Annotated in this window: 15 protein-coding genes and 1 pseudogene; 12 read left to right on the top strand and 4 right to left on the bottom strand. The window is 37.9% G+C overall.

The features are described 5' to 3' along the window. Window positions 1–13 precede the first annotated feature (13 nt). A complete protein-coding gene (locus PYW30_RS06195; protein ID WP_042219459.1) occupies window positions 14–1,366 on the top strand; it encodes a gluconate:H+ symporter in 1,353 nt (450 codons plus the stop codon). 36 nt (window positions 1,367–1,402) lie between these two features. Here PYW30_RS06195 and nhaC read toward each other — a convergent pair whose 3' ends face one another. Beyond that, window positions 1,403–2,818 carry a Na+/H+ antiporter NhaC gene (nhaC, locus tag PYW30_RS06190; protein ID WP_042219462.1) on the bottom strand — a complete coding sequence of 472 codons (1,416 nt, stop codon included), beginning with the start codon at window positions 2,816–2,818 and terminating at the stop codon, window positions 1,403–1,405. Window positions 2,819–3,446: 628 nt separating this feature from the next. On the opposite strand from nhaC, the gene pyrR reads away from it, so the two are divergent. From pyrR to PYW30_RS06160, 6 genes are all read left to right on the top strand, one after another. Next, window positions 3,447–3,971, top strand: coding sequence for a bifunctional pyr operon transcriptional regulator/uracil phosphoribosyltransferase PyrR (gene pyrR / locus PYW30_RS06185; RefSeq protein ID WP_004256286.1), 525 nt, complete (start codon window positions 3,447–3,449; stop codon window positions 3,969–3,971). Between the two features lie 2 nt (window positions 3,972–3,973). Continuing rightward, the gene (locus PYW30_RS06180) at window positions 3,974–5,260 is read left to right on the top strand and encodes a uracil-xanthine permease family protein (RefSeq protein ID WP_017369180.1); all 1,287 of its coding nucleotides are present in this window, start codon (window positions 3,974–3,976) and stop codon (window positions 5,258–5,260) included. Window positions 5,261–5,359: 99 nt separating this feature from the next. Continuing rightward, window positions 5,360–6,283 (top strand): aspartate carbamoyltransferase catalytic subunit, encoded by a 924-nt coding sequence (locus PYW30_RS06175; RefSeq protein WP_042219466.1) that lies wholly within the window; start codon window positions 5,360–5,362, stop codon window positions 6,281–6,283. 23 nt (window positions 6,284–6,306) lie between these two features. Beyond that, the gene (locus tag PYW30_RS06170; protein ID WP_017370428.1) at window positions 6,307–7,377 is read left to right on the top strand and encodes a carbamoyl phosphate synthase small subunit; all 1,071 of its coding nucleotides are present in this window, start codon (window positions 6,307–6,309) and stop codon (window positions 7,375–7,377) included. A gap of 106 nt (window positions 7,378–7,483) precedes the next feature. Next, window positions 7,484–8,032, top strand: coding sequence for a biotin transporter BioY (locus PYW30_RS06165; RefSeq protein ID WP_042219468.1), 549 nt, complete (start codon window positions 7,484–7,486; stop codon window positions 8,030–8,032). 211 nt (window positions 8,033–8,243) lie between these two features. Continuing rightward, window positions 8,244–8,639, top strand: coding sequence for an ArsC/Spx/MgsR family protein (locus PYW30_RS06160; RefSeq protein ID WP_019335485.1), 396 nt, complete (start codon window positions 8,244–8,246; stop codon window positions 8,637–8,639). A 170-nt stretch (window positions 8,640–8,809) separates the two neighbouring features. Here the strand turns inward: PYW30_RS06160 and PYW30_RS06155 are convergent, their stop codons facing one another. From PYW30_RS06155 to PYW30_RS06145, 3 genes are all read right to left on the bottom strand, one after another. Beyond that, the gene (locus PYW30_RS06155; RefSeq protein ID WP_042219471.1) at window positions 8,810–9,382 is read right to left on the bottom strand and encodes a hypothetical protein; all 573 of its coding nucleotides are present in this window, start codon (window positions 9,380–9,382) and stop codon (window positions 8,810–8,812) included. Next, complete coding sequence (queA, locus tag PYW30_RS06150) at window positions 9,383–10,411, bottom strand: tRNA preQ1(34) S-adenosylmethionine ribosyltransferase-isomerase QueA (RefSeq protein ID WP_004256306.1); 1,029 nt, start codon at window positions 10,409–10,411, stop codon at window positions 9,383–9,385. It lies immediately after the preceding gene. Window positions 10,412–10,783: 372 nt separating this feature from the next. After that, window positions 10,784–11,137 (bottom strand): helix-turn-helix domain-containing protein, encoded by a 354-nt coding sequence (locus PYW30_RS06145; protein ID WP_014025010.1) that lies wholly within the window; start codon window positions 11,135–11,137, stop codon window positions 10,784–10,786. A 131-nt stretch (window positions 11,138–11,268) separates the two neighbouring features. Here PYW30_RS06145 and PYW30_RS06140 point away from each other — a divergent pair, with 131 nt between their 5' ends. The 5 genes and pseudogenes from PYW30_RS06140 to PYW30_RS06120 all read left to right on the top strand — a co-directional run bounded on the left by PYW30_RS06140 (window position 11,269) and on the right by PYW30_RS06120 (window position 15,450). Beyond that, entirely contained in the window at window positions 11,269–11,475 is a 207-nt protein-coding gene (locus PYW30_RS06140; RefSeq protein ID WP_023889692.1) for a helix-turn-helix domain-containing protein, read from the top strand. Window positions 11,476–11,580: 105 nt separating this feature from the next. Further along, window positions 11,581–12,115 (top strand): annotated as a pseudogene (locus tag PYW30_RS06135) (ABC transporter ATP-binding protein); the annotation flags it as partial. Between the two features lie 113 nt (window positions 12,116–12,228). Then, on the top strand, window positions 12,229–13,428 hold the full coding sequence (locus tag PYW30_RS06130) for a CDP-glycerol glycerophosphotransferase family protein (protein WP_042219474.1): 1,200 nt from the start codon (window positions 12,229–12,231) through the stop codon (window positions 13,426–13,428). After that, window positions 13,418–14,563: a CDP-glycerol glycerophosphotransferase family protein gene (locus PYW30_RS06125; RefSeq protein ID WP_042219476.1), complete on the top strand. Its 1,146-nt coding sequence runs from the start codon at window positions 13,418–13,420 to the stop codon at window positions 14,561–14,563. The genes PYW30_RS06130 and PYW30_RS06125 overlap by 11 nt, the downstream gene beginning before the upstream one ends. After that, window positions 14,560–15,450 (top strand): phosphodiester glycosidase family protein, encoded by an 891-nt coding sequence (locus tag PYW30_RS06120; protein ID WP_042219478.1) that lies wholly within the window; start codon window positions 14,560–14,562, stop codon window positions 15,448–15,450. Before PYW30_RS06125 ends, PYW30_RS06120 begins: the two co-directional genes overlap by 4 nt. The last annotated feature ends 15 nt before the right edge of the window (window positions 15,451–15,465 follow it).

Genomic DNA, 15,465 nt, shown 5'->3' with positions numbered 1-15,465 from the left:
TTAGGAGTTTTTTATGGATTTACTTATCGTTTTGGTCGGAGTATTGATCTTGCTTTTCTTGATTGGGAAAGCTAAGTTGAATACTTTTGTCTCTCTGGTTATCGTTTCCTTTATTGTTGCCATGCTTCTTGGGATTGATTTAGCAAAGATTCCAGCTTCTATTGAAACAGGGATTGGTGGGCAGCTCGGTCACTTAGGAATTATCTTTGGGTTTGGAGCCATGCTTGGACGCTTGGTTTCAGATGCTGGTGGTGCATATCGTATTGCACATACTTTGATTGACAAATTTGGAAATAAGAGGATTCAGCTGGCTGTTGTTTTAGCTTCCTTTATCATTGGTATCGCACTTTTCTTTGAAGTCGGTATGGTTCTTTTAATTCCGATTATCTTTGCTATTGCTGCAGAACTGGCTATTCCAATCCTCTATTTAGGGATTCCGATGGTTGCAGCCCTGTCTGTGGCTCATGGATTCCTTCCACCTCACCCTGGACCTACAGCCATTGCAGGTGTTTATGGGGCAAATATGGGCTTAGTTCTTCTTTACGGCTTTATTATTGCCGTACCTACAGTTCTCATCGCCGGTCCTCTCTTTACAAAATTTGCGAAAAAAATGGTGCCGGATGCTTTTTCAAGAAAAGGCAATCTGTCAACAGTTGGGGAATATAAAGAGTTCAAACTTGAAGAAACGCCTTCTTTCGTGTCAGCAACGCTTACCTCACTTATGCCAGTTCTTTTGATGGCCATTTCTACTTTATATGTGATGCTGGCGCATGGAGGCAAAACACCCAAAAATCCAAGTGCGTTAGATAATATCGTTGCTTTTATTGGTAGCCCGGATGTGGCAATGCTTCTTTCACTCCTTATCGCTATCTTTACCATGGGTATTTTCCGTAAGATTCCAATGAAGCGTTTGATGGCATCAGCAGAAGCATCTATTAAACAGATCGCCATGATGCTCTTGATTATTGGTGGTGGTGGTGCCTTTAAACAAGTCCTTATTGATGGTGGTGTGGGTGATTCCGTTGCTCAAATCTTCCAAGGTAGTCGTCTGTCACCGCTGATTTTAGCTTGGCTAATTGCCGTTGTTCTACGTTTGGCTTTGGGTTCTGCCACAGTGGCCGCTTTGACTGCCGCTGGACTTGTTTTACCCTTAATGGCAGCCACAGGTACAAATCCAGCTTTGTTAGTTATTGCCACAGGTGCAGGCTCACTTTTCTTTAGTCACGTCAATGATGCAGGCTTCTGGATGTTTAAAGAATATTTCAATCTCACAGTGAAAGAAACCTTGCTGACATGGTCGCTTTTAGAAACGTTGATTGCCATTGTTGGGCTCGTTGGAGCACTTATATTAAATGTGTTTGTATAAGAAAAAAGCCATTAGAGAGCTTCTAATGGCTTTTTCTTATAAACTTTGTGTTGGAGAAACGACATCTTTAGTTTTCAGACTGGAAATCTTTTTAACACCAAGGCCGGTAAAAGCGCTGATGAGAGAAAAGACAGGAGAGAATAAACTAAAGAAGACGAAGGGCAGGTAAGTCAGTGTTGGGACTCCGAAAGTACTCGCAACAAAACTTCCGGCAATTCCCCATGGGATGAGGTAGTTGATAACTGTTCCGCCATCTTCTAGTGTACGTCCTAAGACCACGGGGTCAAGATTGGCCTTTTTGTAGACCTCTTTAAAGGCGTTTCCCGGAAGAATTACCGAAAGGAATTGCTCACCAATAAAGATATTTACACCAATGCTGGTAAACAAGGTCGTTGTAATCAAACTCTTTGGAGAGGCAAGTTTATGTGCAACTCGGTCCATGACTGTCGAAACAAGTCCTGTTTTCATAAGGAGACCGCCCAGGGATAAGGTAAGAATGATGAGTGATACTGTTGGCATCATGCTTTCAATTCCGCCACGTGAAAGCAAGAGGTCAATTTCTTGGTTTCCTGTTGCTGATTTAAAACCAGAATCAATCAATAAACCGAGGTCAGTAACTTTTGTATGTGGATTCTGAATAAATATCATTACTAAAGCGATACCGATATTTAAAAGAATAGTAAGGATGGCAGGGATTTTTTTCCAAGCGCAGATAAACATGAGGAGGATAGGAATGAAGGCCCAGCCAGAAATTGAAAAATGAGCATGTAGAACTTTTGTGACTTCAGCAATCTTATCTAGACTCGTTGCTTGGTTGCTGATACCTAAAATGGCAAATAAGACTAAGGAAACCAAAAATGCTGGAAGTGTTGACCACATGAGATTTTTGATATGCTTAAATAAATCCGCATCAACAACGGCAGCAGTAAGGTTTGTTGATTCTGAAAGTGGAGACATTTTATCTCCGAAAACAGCACCCGAGACAATCGCCCCAACGATGAGAGCAGGATTTAGTCCGAGCGTTGCACCGATACCAAAGAAAGCAATACCGATAGTCGACATCACGGTAAAGGCACTTCCTACGGCACTCCCTACAATTGCACAGACAATGAAGATTGAAGGTACGAACCATTTGACACTGATGATATCAAAGCCAAGGACCATAAGAGTAGGAATAATTCCAGCTTGAATCCATACAGCGATTAAGGATCCTACTAAAATAAAGATAAATATTGGGATGATGCCAGGTTTTATTCCAGAGATAATACCATCATGAATTGCATCGAAGGGCATACGTTTTATAGACATGTAAATCATGACAATACCGATAGCAAACAAAATGGCAATATTGGGGGCAATCTTAAATCCGATTACGGAAAGGGCAATTGTTGCGATGACTAAAGTAAGCATGAGACAGGCTTCCATCATGCTGGGTTGTTTTATTTTTTTCATATATTTTTCCTTGTAGATTAACTTGTATTTTGCAATTGTTTATGAACGTTTGTTAAACAATATCGGATAATTCCTCCACAGGATAAATAACTTATGTTCTGTGAGCTCATATCTTTCCTCCTTTTGAAATAAAAAAACACCCTCAGCTTAAGAAGCTAAGGGCGAATTTCTCCACGGTACCACCTTATTTTTAAAACAGCGAGTGTTTTTCTTTATCATTTCATTTATTATTTTTATACGCTCATTTTAGTGTAATTCAACAAATAGTCCTGATCGGTTCGCAGCAACCACCGACTTTCTGAACAAGAAAACTATTTCCTACTGGGTTAAAATGTTTTTTAGCTTATGTACAAGAATATATTAAAGTTTTTAATTTGTCAAAAATATTTACTCAAAGAATAGAAATATTCTGTATATTGATAATTATTTTAATTTTGAAAGGGGGATCTGTCGTAAATTCTTGCAAAAAAATCAAGGATTTGCTATAATCACTATAACCTTTAAGTGTGTCCAGAGAGGCAGGCAAGGTCAGAATCTTGAATGAACTTAATTAAAGTATATTATAGAGTATTTTCTGATACCTTCCCTAGCCCTTGGACTAGGGAATTTTTCTATATTGGAGTGTTTTATGGCAAAAAAAGAAATCATTGATGAAATCACAATGAAACGTGCGATTACACGTATTACTTATGAAATTATTGAACGAAACAAGGAATTGGATAAACTGGTCCTTATCGGAATTAAGACACGCGGTGTGTACTTGGCTCAACGAATCCAAGAGCGTTTGGCCCAATTGGAAAATATCGATATGCCTTTAGGCGAACTTGATACACGTCCATTCCGTGATGATAAGAAAGCGACAGAAGATACAACAGAAATTAACGTTGATATTACAGGGAAAGACATTGTCTTAGTAGACGACGTGCTCTATACTGGTCGTACGATTCGTGCAGCGATTGATGGTTTAGTTGACCGTGGACGTCCTGCGCGTGTCCAGTTAGCAGTCTTAGTGGATCGTGGACATCGTGAATTGCCGATTCGTGCGGATTATGTTGGAAAAAATATTCCCACATCCCAAGGTGAAGAAATCATTGTCAACATGTCAGAAGTTGACGGTGAAGATAGCATCTTAATTAAGAAAGAAGAGGCTTAATCGTGTCCAGTAATACAGATATTCTTTTAAAAGTTGACGAAAAACCGAAAGGCGGTCAATGGTTTGGCCTTTCATTCCAACATCTCTTTGCCATGTTTGGCTCAACGGTTTTGGTTCCCATCCTTGTAGGTATTGACCCTGCGATTGCGTTGCTTAGTTCTGGTTTAGGGACTTTAGCGCATATGTCGGTGACACGTTTTAAGGTCCCGGCTTATATGGGTTCAAGTTTTGCCTACATCGGAGCAATGCAACTCCTGATGAAGCAAGGTGGAATGCCAGCAATTGCTCAAGGTGCTTTAACCGGTGGTTTAGTATACTTGCTTGTTGCCATTATTGTTCGCTTTGCTGGGCAAGGCTGGATTGACCGAGTTTTACCGCCCATCGTTGTAGGTCCAATCGTTATGGTTATCGGTCTTTCCTTGGCACCTGTAGCTATCAATGACTCCATGTACACTAATCCGGGAGCGATGACGGGATATAGTTTGCCTTTCTTAGCTATTTCCATGATTACTGTCATGGCAATCGTTATTTTCAGTATCTACGGCAAGGGTTTCCTTTCTGTAGTTCCGATTTTGCTCGGAATTGTTACCGGATATATCGCAGCCATTATCATTGGTAAAGTAACTGGTCAAAGCATTGTTGACTTTTCAAATGTTTCCCAAGCAAGCTGGCTCTCACTTCCTACAATGGAAATTCCGTTTTTAAGTTATAAGTGGGCCTTTTATCCTTCAGCAATCTTGACGATGGCGCCTATTGCCTTTGTTACAATGACGGAGCACTTTGGACACATCATGGTTTTAAATTCCTTGACGGGCAAAGACTATTTTAAAGAGCCAGGCCTTGACCGTACTTTAGCAGGGGATGGGGTAGCACAAGTTATTGCTTCATTTATCGGTGCGCCGCCAGTAACTTCATACGGGGAAAACATTGGTGTTATGGCCATTACGAAGATACATTCGATTTATGTTATTGCCGGTGCCGCTGTTCTTGCAGTAGTAGTTAGCTTCATCGGGAAATTGACAGCCTTGCTGACTTCCATCCCAAGCCCGGTTATCGGTGGAGCTTCCATCGCCCTCTTCGGAGTTATTGCTGCAAGTGGTTTGAAAATTATTGTTGAAAATAAAATCAACTTTGATATCAAACGCAACTTGTTAATTTCAAGTGTCGTACTGGTTATCGGTATCGGAGGTATGGTTCTTGACATCACGCAAAATCTACAAATTTCATCTGTAGCTATTGCAACAATTATTGGTATTGTGCTTAATCTGGTTTTACCGGAGGAAGCTTAATATAGAGTTTTGCTCTTCAAAGAGCAAATCACAGTCGTTCATTCACATTTTTTAAATCATGCTACAGAGAGAGCATGATTAGGGTAAAGGAGACCTATAATGTCAGTAACAAATGGTTTAGTAAGCTTGTCACATTTGACAAGCATGGAAGTTTTGTCAACAGAAGAAGTTATGGCTTTGATCAAACGTGCTTCAGAGTTTAAAAAGGGAACAGCAAAATTTGAAAGTGATCGCCAAATTTTCACTTCCAATCTTTTCTTTGAAAACAGCACCCGGACACATAACTCTTTCCATATCGCTGAACGTAAATTAGGCTTAGATGTACTTGAGTTTGATGTTGGAACAAGTGCGCTGAGCAAAGGTGAGACATTGTACGACACAATTTTAACTTTAGACGCACTTGGCGTTGAAGTTTGTGTGATCCGCTCTTCCGAGGAACATTACTACGATCAGTTGATTAATTCAGACAATATCCATTGTGCCATTGTAAATGGGGGAGATGGAAGTGGACAACATCCAAGCCAATGTTTGCTGGATTTGATGACGATTTATGAAGAATTCGGAAAATTTGAAGGTTTAAAAATTGCCATCTCAGGTGATTTAACCCATTCTCGTGTCGCTAAATCAAATATGATGATGCTTCAGAAATTAGGGGCTCAAATCTATTTCACTGGACCTGAAAAATGGTACAAGGAAGAAGAATTCGGAGATTATGGTAGTTATGCGCATCTGGATGATATCTTGCCAGAACTTGATGTGCATATGTTACTGCGTGTGCAGTATGAGCGTCATACAGCAGGAGATATTATTTCTAAAGAAGATTACCATGAACGCTATGGTTTAACCGTAGATCGTGCCGAAAAACTGCGTGATACCGCTATTATTATGCATCCTGCACCAGTAAACCGTGATGTTGAAATAGCGGACAGCTTAGTAGAATGTGCGAAAAGCCGTATTGTCCAACAAATGACCAACGGTGTTTACACCCGTATGGCTATTTTAGAAGCTGTATTGTGCAACTAAGCGAAGAATTATTGGAGGAATCTATGAAGCGACTGTTAATATTAGAAGATGGAACCATTTTTGAGGGGCAAGCCATTGGTGCCAATACAGATATCACTGGAGAACTTGTTTTTAGTACGGGAATGACCGGTTATCAAGAATCCATCACGGACCAATCTTATAATGGACAAATTTTGACCTTTACTTATCCATTGGTTGGAAATTATGGCATCAATCGAGACGACTACGAATCAATTCATCCAAGCTGTAAGGCAGTCGTGGTGAGTGAAGCAGCACGTCGTCCGTCAAACTGGCGTATGCAGATGTCATTGGATGAATTCTTAGAAGCTAAAAATATCCCTGGGATTTCAGGCATTGATACACGTGCTCTGACGAAAATTATTCGTCAACATGGCACTATGAAGGCAGCATTGGTTAATGCTAAAGATGAAATAGAGCACCAAATGAGCCAACTTAAAGCCACTGTTTTACCTAATAATCAAGTGGAAAAAAGCAGTACTTTAACAGCATACTCTTCCCCAAATACAGGAAGAAAAGTAGTTGTTGTTGACTTTGGTCTTAAACATTCAATTCTACGTGAATTATCAAAAAGACATTGCGACATTACTGTTGTGCCCCATAATACGACTGCAGAAGAAATTTTAGAGATGAGCCCAGATGGTGTCATGCTCACAAATGGTCCTGGAGATCCGACAGATGTTCCTCAAGCTGTGACAATGATTCAACAGATTCAAGGTAAGGTTCCGATTTTTGGAATTTGTTTGGGACACCAACTCTTTAGTCTAGCAAATGGCGCAACAACATATAAAATGAAATTTGGCCATCGCGGCTTTAACCATGCTGTCAGAGAAATTGCAACAGGCCGAATTGACTTTACGAGCCAAAACCATGGGTATGCCGTATCATCAGAGGATCTACCAGAAGAGCTTTTGGTTACCCATGTAGAAATAAACGATGGGTCCATTGAAGGGGTACGCCACAAACGTTACCCAGCCTTTTCGGTGCAATTTCACCCAGATGCGGCACCCGGCCCACATGATGCAAGTTATTTATTTGATGACTTTATGGATATGATGGATGAATATCAAAATTAAAAAACAGCTGAAAAGGCTGTTTTTTTTAATAAATCATAAAGTTTAAGATTGTATTCTTTTATAAAAGCTGATATAATTTTATCTATAAAACAAAAAGGACTTTTTCATGAAAATTTCTAAAACATATTCTATTACCCTTATCGCTTTAGGGGCGGCGATTATTGCAGTACTTTCTCCCTTGGCTATTCCTGTGGGGATTGTTCCCATTACGCTTCAAACTTTGGCTATTGGCCTTATTGCAACCTTGTTGCAGCCTCGTGAGAGCTTTTTTGCATTACTGATTTACCTCGTCTTAGGAGCAGTTGGTTTACCCGTTTATGCAGGAGGAGCATCAGGGATCGGTGCTTTATTTGGTCCAACAGGTGGCTTTTTATTCTCCTTTGTACTCGTAGCTCCCCTCCTTTCGTACTTTTTACAGAAGACTGAACGTAAATTTTTCTCTATTTTACTGACCAATCTTCTTGCTCAGTTTTTGATTCTTGTACTGGGTACCGTATGGCTAAAATTCTTTATCGATGCACCTTGGGGAACAGCCTTTGGTATCGGCTTTGCTCCTTTTATTCTCGGAGCAATTATCAAGGCAGTGATTGTAGCTGTAGTTGGTGTGGCACTCCTTGATATTCTTTTTAAAACCAATCCTTATTTTTCTAAATAATAATTTATAAAAAGCTTTCCAAATTATTGGAAAGCTTTTTAGATAAAGAAAGGTGCTTTGTATTTACCAAGCTTTGTCTTATTTTCTCATAGAATTGATATATAATTTTTATTATGGGAAATAAAGTGATTCAATATTATAGAGAAAGTCTCATTGTACAAAAGAATAGGTCACTTCCTATTTTCTTATTTAAAGAATACGGGAGGAAAGTATGATTAAATTTTACTATAGACAAGGCTGTGGTTCTAGCCAAAAAGCAAAGTCATGGTTTGAAAAGTATAAAATAAATGTAGATATGAAAAGAATGGGTGAAATCTCTAAGCAAGACTTGCAAAAAATTTTGTCCTATATGGATGGAGGAATTGAGACAATTACCAAACGGTCGAGCATGAGTAACCCCCAGACACAGAGCAGTTTAGACATGCTTCTAGAAATGAATCTGGACGAAGGTCTAGAATATTTATCTCGAAATGCTTATCTGCTTCGTTCACCGATAGTTTTAGATGAAAATAAAGTTCAAGTGGGGTATAACATGGATGATTTACGTCAATTCTTCCCAAGAGAGTACCGCAGATTAGAACTAGCAACAGACCAAGGTTTTATCTAAAATTAAAAGAAGAATTGGAATGAACAAAATGAAAAAATTTTGGAAAAAAGTAGAAGAAGGTATGGAATATTTTGTTTATGTCTTGTTTATCATTATGTTCTCAATCTTATTGGGATTTATTTGGCATATTATCCCTTGGATATGGATAAAATAAAAAAAGAGACTCAACGCTATGTCTCTTTTTTTATTACTTCTTGGAAGACTGTTTTATTGACAGTCTTTGAGCTTTCAGCAATCCGGTAAAGGGCGTTACGCTGCAATAACTGTATCTTAGGTAGCAGAGATTGCCCATCTTTTAGATAAGTGCTAATCAGCTTATTAGGATCAAAGTCAATGTCATCAGGAGGAAAGGAAATTAAACTTGAACCAAGATAGTCCATCGTCGAGAGCTTTCCTTCTTCCATATGATAGGTTCTTGCTTGTGGCTGTCCATTGTTAAAGAAGGCAATAACAGCATTGTAGGCAACCTTTTTAGTTAGCCCGTAGCGTTTGTCCTTATAACGGAGCAATGCGCTGAGAAGGAACTCCTGAGCTTCGAGGGGCATAAGCTGCGGTTGATAATGGAGTTGTACTAGAATTTCTTCACTTATCTTGTGAAAACCTGTAATCCCCACTAAAAAGCCATTGGGACTCACATAAAACTTTTTAAAATGTGTACGAATAGCTTGTTCATTTTCGGTAATTTGCCCATCTGAAAGGACAGAAATAAAATTCTTAGTGAGTGCTAAATTAAGAAAGCTCATTTATTTTACGAACATCGCGTCACCAAAGCTAAAGAAGCGATAGTGCTCATCAATTGCATGTTGGTAAGCTTCAAGGATAAACTCTTGCCCAGCAAAAGCAGCAACCAGCATAACCAGTGTTGATTTTGGCAAGTGGAAGTTCGTGTTGAAAGCATCAACGACTTTCCATTGATAGCCAGGTTTGATAAAGATATCTGTCCAGCCAGAATCTGCTTGAATATCTCCATCAAATTTTGTTCCAATCGTTTCCAATGTACGGATAGATGTTGTACCGCAAGCAATGACACGATGTCCAGATGCTTTAACAGCACGAAGTGTTGCCGCAGCCTCTTCCGACAATTGATAGAATTCACTATGCATATGGTGTTCTTCAATATTATCAACGCTCACGGGACGGAAAGTACCCAAACCGACATGTAAAGTAAGTTCCACAACATGAACGCCTTTAGCACGAATCTTGTCTAATAGCTCAGGTGTGTAATGTAAGCCGGCGGTTGGTGCTGCAGCAGATCCGTTTTCTTTTGCAAAGACGGTTTGATAACGTTCTTGATCTTCTAGTTTTTCATGAATATAAGGCGGAAGTGGCATTTCGCCTAAACTTTCTAAAACTTCAAGGAAGATACCATCGTAACTAAATTCAACGATACGTCCGCCATGTTCCAATTCTTCAACAACTGTTGCTTTTAAACGTCCATCGCCAAAAGAAAGTTCTTGACCAATGCGCATCCGTTTTGCAGGCTTAGCTAAAGTTTCCCATTGATCACCTTCAGTGTTTTTAAGAAGGAGAAGCTCTACATGTCCTTGAGTTTCTGGCTTAACACCATAAAGACGTGCAGGAAGGACACGGGTATTATTGAGGACAAGGGCATCACCAGGATTAAGCTCATCCACAATATCATAGAAGTGTTTATCTTCCATAGAATGGCTTTCTTTATCCAAGACTAAAAGCTTTGACTCAGAACGCTTTTCAAGAGGTGTTTGGGCGATAAGTTCTTCTGGTAAGTTAAAATCAAAATCATTAATGTTCAAAATATATTTTCTACTGCTTTCTTAAATTTTTAATTGTCCTATATTATTGGATCCCTATGAAAAAGATACTTTTTCGAAAGAAGAAGAACTTTATCATGTACTGATGACCCCTAATATAAAAATTTATAATATAGATTTCCATTCTCTTCCTATGAAAAGTAGAGAACAGATAACAACAATATTATATCACAAATGAAAAACTTAGATTAATCTTGCTTCTTTTTATAACAATGATCTTTGTTTTGAAAAAATATCTCCCATCAAATCCCGAAATAAAATAGAAAACATGGGAAAAATAAATAACTATAAAAATTTAATTTGAAAAATAAACAAAAAGCTATCAGGTAAAGATAGCTTTTTACTTTTTACAGATTAATTCTTGTTTTTAGAGTGGAAATAAGCATCAAGTGTTTTTTTAAAGAATTCACGATCTTTCTCTTCGATTATTTCCTTTTTATAGAAAAGGGCCTCATCAATCAGGCGATCAAGGTTAAGAGAAAGTTTGTTTTTATAGGTAGTATCAATATCAGATTTTTCAACTCCCAAAATATCGGCCATCTTTTGAATTACACCTTGTGAAGGTGTAATTCGCATATTAAGGTAATCTGATAAAGTAGAAGGTACTATCCCAATTTTAGAAGCAAAATCTTTCTGCTTTATACCGCTCATCTGAAGATACTTTTTAATATTAGCTGCGATAATAGCGCGATGTTCTTGAGTATCCATTTCTTTATTATAGCGTTAAATATAGTATCAATCAAGAAAAATAGTCTAGATAGTCCTTGAATATTCACTAATAACGTATTATAATAAGAGTATTGTGTTAATTTATGTTCAAATGAAGAAAAGAGGTCTTTATGCAACAGAATTCTTTAAAAGGTTGGAGAGAAAAAGAAGGTTTGTCAAAGAAATTACTAGCAGATAAATTGAATTTGACTATAGCTGAAGTTGAAGAATTAGAAAAAGACTCCTCTCGAATTTCTAAAGAAACGTTGGAAAGAACCCTTGCTTTATTTAATATCACTTATGATGAAATTATTCTAGGTAAAACCGAAAATCATTAGAAATCATACAGTAAAAATACGCTAAAAACGTAGTTTATTACGATTTAATTAAATATTTTAAAGTATGGGACATAGGGTAGAAATGTCAAGGGAGAATGGATACACGTGAAGAACAGCAAAATAAAAGCCGAGTATTTGTCGAAGAAATTTGAGATGCTGCCGGTGAAAGATACACGGAACAAGGCAAAATCTTTAATAGGCGCAAATGAAAAAAGTCAGAAAGATTTTTGGGCTTTACGTAATGTAAGCTTTGAAATACATGAAGGAGAATGTGTCGGAGTCATTGGGCTGAATGGTGCAGGAAAATCAACACTTTCTAATATCATTAGCGGTCAAATTGCGCAAACTACAGGACAAGTTGAAATTAATGGTGACGTTTCGATTATTGCAGCTAATGCAGGCATGCAAAACAATCTTTCTGGACGTGAAAATATACGTCTGAAGGGCTTGATGGTCGGTATGAAAAATAAGGAAATAAAAGCCAAGGTGCAGGATATTATTGATTTTTCTGAACTTGGACCTTTTATTGACCAACCCGTTAAAACGTATTCCTCAGGTATGAAGGCAAAACTGGGTTTTTCTATCATAGTACATCAAGATCCTGACATTATGATTATTGATGAAGGATTAAGTAAAGTAAAAAATACAGATACTTTTCAAAAAGTGATTGATGAAATTTCAGAAGATTTTTCTACAAATTTATCACTGAATCAGTTCGTTAAAATAGTAGGGAAAAAATTTATTTAGAGTGTAATGAAAGGGACAATATTGATTTTATTAGCGAGACTAAGATTATTTTTTATAAGAACAATAATGTACCCCTTTCTGTTTATTTTAGGAGTAGTTTTTAAGACAAATTCAAAGATTATTTTGTTGACCTCATTTAATGGGAAGTCCTACTCGGATAATCCACGCTATCTGTTTGAATATATGAGAGATTCGGAACAGTTTTCTGATTATCAACTCATCTGGGCTTTCCAAAAAAAACAAGTCATAGTAGGAGCAAAAACGGTAAAATTTAACTCGCTTCAATATTATTACTATCTTTCTAAAGCAAAATATTGGATTTTCAACTCCAAAATGGCACCTTATTATTATAAGAAGTCAGACCAAGTTTACTTACAAACTTGGCATGGCGTTCCCTTGAAGCGATTAGGGCATGACATCATAGATAATGGTTCAACTTATTATCGAAGCAAACAAAGCTACAAACAGATGGTAAAGTCCTATGATAAGGACCGGAGGCATTGGGATTATCTTATCGCTTCTAGTCCCTTCTCGGCTCAGGTATTTGAAACAGCATTCGCTTTTCCGCAGCCCAAAATGCTCCATATTGGTTACCCGCGTGTTAATTGTATGGTGCATCCAGATCCTTTAAAGATTGCAGAATTAAAGAGGAAGTATCATTTGCCAACAAATAAAAAAATAATTCTTTATGCTCCAACATGGCGAGATAATGCTTATAGTAATGTGGGCTACACCTTTGAATTAAAGGTCGATTTTTACAAATGGAAAAGGGCGCTTGGAGAAGGCTACATTGTTTTGTTTAAACCGCATTACTTGATTTGTAGCACTTACCATATCCCTCGTGATTTAAAGAATTTTGTGTTTTTCATGGATCCAAATCAGGATATTAACGAGGCTTACTTGGTGAGTGATGCCCTGATTACAGACTATTCAAGTGTGTTCTTTGATTATGCACAACTGGGAAGACCGATTTATTTTTATATGTACGATCTTGAATATTATGCTGAAGAATTACGAGGTTTTTATCTCAAAGTCCCTGATGATTTACCTAATGATGTCGTAAAAACAGAAGAAGAACTCCTAAAAATGATTAAAGATGATTGTTTTGACTACCAAAGGCTGCGCTCTTTTAACGAGAGATTTAATCCGTGGAATGATGGCAGTGCTTGTGAAAAAATTGTAAGTGAGGTTTTTAGTGAAACTTAAATCTATCGTGTTGACCATCATTTTGGCACTCTTCTATCCTTTTACTTTTCTTTTTCGTGTGCATCAGAACCGGATCACTTTCATTTCGCTTGAGCATGATAACCTATCCAAGGATTTCAAAATTCTGCATGATGAGTTAAACGTAAAGCAAGAGTATGAGATAAAAACCCTGCTTTTCAAGTTCCAGCCCACTTTCCTAGGTCAACTCCAGTATGGACTGGCTTGTATCCAGCAACTTTTCGTCCTTCAAAGTTCAAAACTGGTGATCATTGACTATAACAACTTTGTCATTTCCAAGTTTCCCCATCGTAAAGAAGTCAAAGTCCTAGAGATTTGGCACGCCACTGCAGCTCTAAAAAACTTTGGCAACTGTGTCCAAAGGGATTACGAAATTAAAAACTACGATTATGCTATCGCCAACTCCGACTTTTACAAAGGAGTATATGCCCAAGCTTTCAATCTCCCTGAAGAAAATGTCCTTGTTACAGGTATTCCTAACAATGACAAAATCTTCGATGACCATTTTGTTCAAGACACCAAAGTACGACTTCTTGAAAAGTATCCAGTTTTGGCCAATAAAAAAGTCATTACTTATGCCCCAACATTTCGTGGACGGATCAGTACATATTTTAAAGAAACCAAGATTGATTTGGCGCGCGTGCACCAAGCCTTGGGTGAAGATTATGTCATTATCTACAAGGCGCATCCACTTATTTCGGGTTCGGCTTATGAGAATAATCCTCATGTCCTTTTTATCGAAGAAGAACCGATCTCCTCGATTTTCTGCATCACGGATGTTTTGATAACTGATTATTCGGCTATTGCAGTGGATTGGATGGTCTTTGATAAACCTATCATCGCTTATGTGCCCGACTTTAAAAGCTATTCTAAAAAACCAGGTTTAACAATCGATTACTTGCAAGAATTTCCAGGAGCGGTTACTTTTAATGAAGGTGAACTTATCCAAGCACTCCAGGCAACGGATAGCACATCCTACCCAAAGGAAAGAACTCTCTTTTTCAAGAAAACCTACAACTATTGTGATGGCAAAGCGACAGAACGTGTGCTTAAGGTGATTGAAGATCTTATGACTGAAAAAACAGTAGAGAAAAATATGAGGGAAGTAGAGATATGAAAACGATAAAAAAACGAAAGAAGTTAGGTTGGTTTATTAGCTTTGGCCTTCTACTAATTGTAGGCTGGTCTGCATTTATAATTATGACTCCTAAAAAACAAGAAGAACCACATGGTCAAGCTCAAAGTGTACAACATACAGATCAAGAGTCAGGTTATATTGCCTCCAACAGTTCAAAAGAAGCAGTCAAGTCTTCTGAAAGTATTGTCAAAGATACAGGAGAAGCCCGCACGATAAAACTAAACTCGAAAGAGGGGGGCGAGAAGTTTACTGATCTTTCATCGGGCAGTTTTAAAATTTATAAAGCCAACAATGTCGAAGTATTAAAAACGGCAACTTCGATTGATGCTCCAGCTTTTACCTTGCAAGAAATTATACAAAAATACCCCGAGGCCTTAATCATGAATGCTTCTGGATTTAATATGAGCACTATGCACATCACAGGCTTTCAGATGAATAATGGAAAACTTTTTAAGGATTGGGGTTCAGATAAGAGAGCTAACAATGCCTTTGTTATCAATAACGACGGCAGTAGTCAAATCTATGACTCTTCTGTACCCGCCTCAACAATCATTGAAAATGGTGGGCAAATGAGTTTCAGTTTTGGTTCGGTGCTAATCCGTGATGGTGAAATTCAAAAAAATGATGGTTCAGTGAATTGGATGATTCACTCTTTTATAGCAAATGACGCGCAGAATAACCTTTACCTTATTATTTCGGATACAAGTACAGGATATGATCAGATTATGAATAAGTTTAAGGAGTTGAATTTAAAAAATGCAGTGGTTCTGGACGGCGGCGGATCAAGTCAAATGGCATTCAAGGGCGAAGTAATATACCCGAGTCAGGATCAACGCTCAGTTAATGATTTTATCATTCTTAAATAAGTCTAGTGGTATTAA

Source organism: Lactococcus garvieae subsp. garvieae, assembly GCF_029024465.1.
In the GTDB taxonomy this organism is placed as follows: Bacteria; Bacillota; Bacilli; order Lactobacillales; family Streptococcaceae; genus Lactococcus; species Lactococcus garvieae.
The sequence above is the reverse complement of the archived record's forward strand: the minus strand, read 5'-3'. Positions and strand labels throughout refer to the sequence as shown.